Below are 6,138 nucleotides of genomic sequence, written 5' to 3'. Positions count from 1 at the left end.
GCGGACTTGGTTGCCGTCGGGGTCGGCGAGTCTCCAGGAGACTGGTTCCAGAACGTTGGAAAGTAGAGTGCCGCCTGCGGCGCTGGCTGATCTTGCATGGAACTTAGAGGGCTCCGGGAGCTGCGAGTTTCCGCCGGCGTTGGGCGCGCGTGACATGCCCGGACGACGAGGAAGCTGCACATCGCGCGTTGACGTAGGCGAGCACGATCACGGCCAGCTATCCGCTGATGCAATAGGTCCTGCAGCATGTGCTCGCGCTGTACTCCAGCACGTCCAGGCCACGACATATCCCGATGACTTGATCCGCGCATTCGCCATTGCGCAGCCGCCGTTGGCCGACGTTCTGCGTCAGGCCGTGGACACGTTGCGAGATGCAGTCTCGTTGATGCCGGCCGGGGGAGATGTCCGTGGCTGGCCCAAGCCCATTGAGGCATGGGAGCGGGAGAACCTCAGGCTCGCCGATTCGCTGCAGCTGTTCCTTGACGTCCTCGCGGCTGCGCGAAGCCCTGAACCGTTGACGGCCGAAGAGCTCGATGAGCTTCGTCGTCAAGGGGAAGAGCTGATGCTGTCTGTGACTGGGATCAGGCCCGCCTACATGGAGCCCGCTGTCCTGCGTGAGCACTGGATGTTCGTGCGAGAGATCGAGCCCGCGCTCAAGCGGCTCCGCGAGCAAGGGGGCGTAGCGAACGCCGAGAGCTGGTACGCCTGGCTCATCTGAGTCTCAGCCGAGCCACCCTTTGGGCGTGGAGTCCGCCGTCGGCGCTGGTGTCGGTAAATTGGCGAAGTGGCACGCGCTTGGGTGGCCGTGGTTGAAGCGGTCGATGAGCTCAGGGGTCTCGATGGCACATCGTTCTTCAGCCTTCCAGCACCGTGTGCGGAAGCGGCATCCCGACGGGGGATCCATCGGGCTGGGGACATCACCTTTCAGGATGATGCGGTGCGTGTGCTCACGCTGCTCTGGATCCGGGACGGGCACGGCGGACAGGAGCGCTTGGGTATACGGGTGCGTCGGACTGTTGTAGACCTCGTCAGCCGTTCCGGTCTCGACGATGTGGCCCAGGTACATCACCGCTACCCGGTCGCAGATGTGCTTCACGACTGAAAGGTCGTGGGCGACGAACAAGTATGCCAGCGAGAGCCGGTCCTGCAGCTCCTCGAGGAGGTTAACCACCTGTGCCTGGATGGAGACATCGAGGGATGAGACCGGCTCATCGAGGACGAGCAGCTTGGGGTCGAGTGCGAGGGCCCGGGCGATGCTGATGCGCTGGCGTTGTCCGCCGGAGAACTCATGCGGGTAGCGTGTGGCGAGCGCCGGATCGAGCCCGACAAGTTGGAGGAGTTCGTTGACGTGCTCGTTCCGGTCGGACGCCTTCTTGTGCATGTGGTGAACCTTGAGTGGTTCGGCGACGATGGAACGGACCGTCATGCGCGGGTCGAGGGACGAGAACGGATCCTGCAGGACGATCTGCATGTTCCGCCGTTGATGTCGAAGGCCACCCTTGCCGAGTGTTCGTAGGTCTTTTCCGTTGAAGAAGATGTGCCCATCGGTTGCCTCGACCAGGCGAAGGACGGCCAGAGCCGTGGTGGACTTGCCGCAACCGGACTCGCCGACCAGCCCGAGCGTCTCACCAGCGGCAATACTGAAGCTGACGCCGTCCACGGCAGACACCTCGCCCAGCTTCCGGCGCAAGATGGTGGACTTGACCGGGAAGTGCACGGTGAGATCCTCGACCCGCAAGACCTCTTGTCCTGGTGCGGGCCGAGGCTCGATCTTGCTGTCTGGAACCATCTCCAAAGACACCATCAGGCGTCCACCTCCTGTCCGTGCTCGGAGTCCGCGGATGTGTTCGCATGCTGCGTTCCGCCGTCGCCGTTGGTGACGGCGGACGTATCACCGTCGTCGTCCTCTTGGGGTGCGGACTCCGAATCCAGCTCGTGCGAGAAGTGGCAGGCCGACGTATGACCGCGGACCTCGAGGTCGACGAGCTCGGGTATCTCGGTGCGGCATCGTTCGCGTTGGTGGGAGAGGAAGCAGCGTGGGTGGAACGCACAGCCCGGCGGCGGATACACGAGGTTGGGCGGGGAGCCCGGGATCGTGGCCAGGTGCTCCGTCTCAACATCGATGCGTGGCAGGCTTTCCAACAGGCTGACCGTGTAGGGGTGGCGTGGGTTGCGGAACAGCTCGCGGACTGGGGCGGACTCGACGATCTTGCCCGCATACATCACCAGGACCCGGTCAGCGAGCTCGGCGATCAGCCCGAGGTCGTGGGTGATGAGGATGAGAGCTGCGTCGGTCTCCTGCTGTGCGAGCTTGAGGAACTCGAGAACCTGCGCCTGGATGGTGACGTCCAGGGCTGTGGTGGGCTCATCGGCGATGAGCAGCTTGGGTTGGTTGGCCATGGCCATGGCGATCATGGCGCGTTGGCGCATGCCGCCGGAGTACTCGTGGGGGAACTGCTTGTAGCGTGCCATGGGACGGGGGACGCCGACCATGCCGAGCAGCTCGATGGCGCGTGCGCGGGCTGCTCTGCGAGAGATGCGGCGGTTGTGGACACGGATGGCTTCGGAGATCTGGTTTCCGATGGTTTTGACCGGATTGAAGGAGGTCATTGGGTCCTGGAAGATCATCGCGATCTGCCGACCACGGATGCGCCGGAACCTGCGCTCGGACAGCTCCAGCAGGTTCTGGCCTTCGAAGGTGATCGGGCCGCCAGAGATCGTCACTGGGGGAGAGGGGTGCAGCTTGAGCAGCGAGCTCACGCTGACGCTCTTGCCGGAGCCGGACTCGCCGACGATGCCGAGGATCTCACCGGGATAGATATCCCAGCTGATACCCCGTACCGCTTGGACGGTGCCGGTCTCGGTGGCGATCTGTGTGGTCAGATTCCGAACAGACAGGAGAGGCTGCCCGGCAGCGGCGGCGTCCGCCGGTTTCAGCTTCACTGGCGCGGCCATAGGAGCTGCCGAAGGTCGAGTGCGTGCCACCGAGGATCTCGGACGCAGTGCCGAGAAAGGCGAGCTTCGGTGAAGCTAGCGTTGTGACCGTCCCGAGGCGCGATGATCGCGGCTATACTTTGGGTGAACGTCGGACGAGTGGCATGGGCAAGCATCGTACCCCTCCCATCGAGTCCACGCCGGGCGCGTGAACAGGGATGTTACTATGCGTGAATAGTTGTCACGCTGCGTCAGACGATGTTACGTTCCATGCGAGTGAGTATGTCGAGTCCTCGAGCTCGGCGAGCTACTCGCGTGAATTGGTCCAGTGTTCCAGCTCAAGAAATATATTGTTCACCCAATGCTAGTTGGCGAATGTTGAGATCGTCAATCTGTCGAGGTCACTAGGCCTTCGATCTATGAAGCCACTACAAGCTGCAGTCACAGTCAATTCGACATGTCACATTGGGTGCAAAACCACGCCACGTGCTGCGATATGGCTGATTAGGTCGATGAAGGCATGTCTAGTGCGACGGCTTCTGGCTCATGTACGGGCTGCGTTAGACAGGCATGGCGGGGTGGGATAAATCGGCAGAAACGCGGGCTTTCGCGGCGGAGCGCGCTAGTCCGCGGACCGAATTGTTGAGTGTATTGCACTGTATGGATTGATCTTCCGTGTCGCACATGACTCTTTCGACATGCAAACAAGTGCCATGGAAGGCACAATTGAGACACCACGGGACAGATGGAAGGGAGCACCCTTCATGTGCGACAGTTCAGCCGACGCAGGCGACAAGTTCATCACGAGCCTGGGGGTCCGCCTGCGGGACCAGCGGCTGCGCCGGCAGCTGACACTGCAGGAAGTCGAGCGTCTGACTGGCGGATCCATTAGATATACCGTCCTAGGATCGTACGAGCGTGGAGAGCGTACCCCAGGTATTCGTCGTATCATGCAGTTGGCCGACCTTTACCGCGTGCCAGTTGAGACGCTGCTCCACAGCCCCGAAGAGCTAAGCAGGCGAACACAGCGACGAGAGCGGTTCGAACACGAGCGAAGGAGGGCCGCGTTCCGCCTCGACAGTCTTCAACAGGCCCCGGAGGAAGCCAATGTGCTCGCGCAGTTCGTCGAAGGCGTTCGGGACGTGCGCGATGAGTACAGCGGTGACATCTTGACGATACGCACTGACGACGTCATGACCATGTCAACGATCTACCGGACCAGCCTTTCCGATCTGTGGCAGCGGATGACCGAGTGGGGCGTGCTCGCACACAGCCGATAGACCAGCTTCCAACCCCTCGCACGCCTTCGGCCTGTCGCTGAGACGCAGAGGAACTCGCCTCCTGGTCACCGGTTCGGCGGCCGACCAGCGTTGACAGTGTGGATGCGCGGTGAGCACGCGCATCAATCCGTTCTGGACGCGCTGATGGAGCGCCGTCAGAAGCGCGGCTGATTTGGGAGGCGTGGCTACCTATGAAGACGGCAATCCTAGGTACCGGGGCGTATGTGCCTGAGCGCGTGTTGACCAACGCGGAGCTAGCCGAGAGACTCACGGTTGCTGAGGAGTGGATCACCGAGAAGACACGCATCAAAGAACGGCGTGTGGCCTCACCGGATGAGGCCACCTCCGATATGGGTAGTGTCGCCGCTCAGCGTGCCCTCGACGCGGCCGAGGTCGACGCCGCCGATGTGGACCTTGTCGTTCTGGCGACATCGACGGGCGATCAGCCGATGCCGGCGACTGCGTGTCTGGTCCAGGCCCGGATCGGCGCTCTCAGGGCTGCGGCGTTTGATATCGACGCCGTGTGCACGGGTTTCGTGTACGGGCTTGTCACGGCGGACAGCATGCTCAAGTCGAATCCGGAATTGCGCACGGCGCTCGTTATCGGCGCAGATACCTACTCACGGATATTGGACTACACGGACCGCCGTACCGCCATCCTGTTCGGTGACGGCGCCGGTGCGGTGGTGCTAGGGAAAGCGAGTCACGGTGAGGGCCTATTGGCCAGCACGTTAGGTTCGGACGGCACCAGATCCGAGTACGTCCAGATCATGGCCGGTGGGAGCAGGAGACCCCCGAGCGTGGAGACCGTTGAGTCCGGCGGGCATTACTTCAGAATGAGAGGCCGTGACGTCCGCAACCTGGCGGATCGAGTGTTCCCGGCCGTTGTATCGGATCTTCTGACCGCTGCACGCCTGGATCTCTCAGACATCGACATGATCGTTCCGCATCAGGCGAATGGAGCAATCCTGGAGGACCTGGCGGAAACCTTGAACCTCGGTCCTAGGCAGATGCATCTGACAGTTGAGCACTACGGGAACACGGGCGCAGCCTCAGTTCCTATCACGCTCGACGATGCCGTACGACATGGCTTGGTGTCGACCGGAGAAACGATGGTCCTCGTCGCGTTCGGTGGCGGGATGACGTGGGGAGGGGCCGTAGTGAGGTGGACGGCGCCCTCGCCGGAAGGCTTGCGGTGACGATGACTTCGGACGGTCTGCTTGCCGGCCGTGTAACCGTCATCACCGGCGCGAGCAGGGGAATCGGCGTGGAACTGGCACACGCGTGCGCCACCGAAGGCTCACGGCTCGGCTTGCTCGCCAGGAGCGCTGTGCCCTTAGAGGATCTTGCGAGGGAAGTGCCAACGGAGGCGTTGCCTGTCTCATGTGACGTGTCTGATGAGGCGTCCGTCGCTGGAGCGTTCGCGCGCGTCGCGCAGCGGTTCGGCGTGATTGATTCCGTCATTGCCAATGCCGGCATAGCACCGCAGTCCCATCGGGCACACAAGATGGATCTGAAGGGCTGGAACCAGATCCTCAATGTCAACCTCACAGGAACATTCCTGACAGCGCGTTATGCCCATCGATACCTGGCGGCATCTGGACGTGGGCGGCTCGTCACGGTGTCGTCGGTCATGGCGAGATCACCTCGCAGAGGGATCAGCGCTTATGTGGCATCCAAAGCTGGGATCGAGGGCTTGACCAGAGCGCTCGCAGTGGACTGGGCCACCGACGGCATCATGGTCAACGCGGTGGCGCCTGGATTCTTCGAGATCGGCCTCGGCACCGACTTCGCGTCGTCGGACGTACTACGCGATCAGATCGTCAGCCGCACTCCCATGGGACGCTTCGGCAGGACGGCGGACTTAGCGGGCGCGGTTGTGTATCTCGCCGGTGACACTGCGGGCAGTGTCACCGGTCAGACT

General features: G+C 62.4%; 6 protein-coding genes. 4 read left to right on the top strand and 2 right to left on the bottom strand.

Going from position 1 to position 6,138, the window contains the following annotated elements:
* The first annotated feature begins 298 nt into the window (after positions 1–298).
* Positions 299–718: a hypothetical protein gene (locus tag ELR45_RS33960; protein WP_129670229.1), complete on the top strand. Its 420-nt coding sequence runs from the start codon at positions 299–301 to the stop codon at positions 716–718.
* Positions 719–721: 3 nt separating this feature from the next.
* Here ELR45_RS33960 and ELR45_RS33955 read toward each other — a convergent pair whose 3' ends face one another.
* Positions 722–1,804, bottom strand: a complete 1,083-nt coding sequence (locus ELR45_RS33955; protein ID WP_240760341.1) for an ABC transporter ATP-binding protein — start codon at positions 1,802–1,804, stop codon at positions 722–724.
* Positions 1,804–2,955, bottom strand: coding sequence for an ABC transporter ATP-binding protein (locus ELR45_RS33950; protein ID WP_129670228.1), 1,152 nt, complete (start codon positions 2,953–2,955; stop codon positions 1,804–1,806). The genes ELR45_RS33955 and ELR45_RS33950 overlap by 1 nt, the downstream gene beginning before the upstream one ends.
* Positions 2,956–3,647: 692 nt before the next feature.
* Here ELR45_RS33950 and ELR45_RS33945 point away from each other — a divergent pair.
* The 3 genes from ELR45_RS33945 to ELR45_RS33935 form a co-directional block, all read left to right on the top strand.
* Positions 3,648–4,214, top strand: coding sequence for a helix-turn-helix domain-containing protein (locus tag ELR45_RS33945; RefSeq protein WP_165368349.1), 567 nt, complete (start codon positions 3,648–3,650; stop codon positions 4,212–4,214).
* A 191-nt stretch (positions 4,215–4,405) separates the two neighbouring features.
* Positions 4,406–5,413, top strand: a complete 1,008-nt coding sequence (locus tag ELR45_RS33940; protein ID WP_129670226.1) for a 3-oxoacyl-ACP synthase III family protein — start codon at positions 4,406–4,408, stop codon at positions 5,411–5,413.
* Positions 5,380–6,138 (top strand): SDR family NAD(P)-dependent oxidoreductase (locus ELR45_RS33935; protein WP_165368348.1); only part of this gene is annotated, 759 nt, incomplete at its 3' end. The genes ELR45_RS33940 and ELR45_RS33935, both read left to right, overlap by 34 nt.

It is taken from the genome of Phytoactinopolyspora endophytica (genome assembly GCF_004138495.1).
GTDB classification, from domain to species: domain Bacteria; phylum Actinomycetota; class Actinomycetes; order Jiangellales; family Jiangellaceae; genus Phytoactinopolyspora; species Phytoactinopolyspora endophytica.
This window is presented reverse-complemented; position numbering and strand designations above follow the sequence as displayed.

Bases quoted from the DNA above. Each gene is read 5' to 3' on its own strand.
- ELR45_RS33955 (WP_240760341.1), bottom strand. From the start codon at position 1,804: ATGGTGTCTTTGGAGATGGTTCCAGACAGCAAGATCGAGCCTCGGCCC.
- ELR45_RS33950 (WP_129670228.1), bottom strand. From the start codon at position 2,955: ATGGCCGCGCCAGTGAAGCTGAAACCGGCGGACGCCGCCGCTGCCGGG.
- ELR45_RS33945 (WP_165368349.1), top strand. From the start codon at position 3,648: ATGGAAGGCACAATTGAGACACCACGGGACAGATGGAAGGGAGCACCC.
- ELR45_RS33940 (WP_129670226.1), top strand. From the start codon at position 4,406: ATGAAGACGGCAATCCTAGGTACCGGGGCGTATGTGCCTGAGCGCGTG.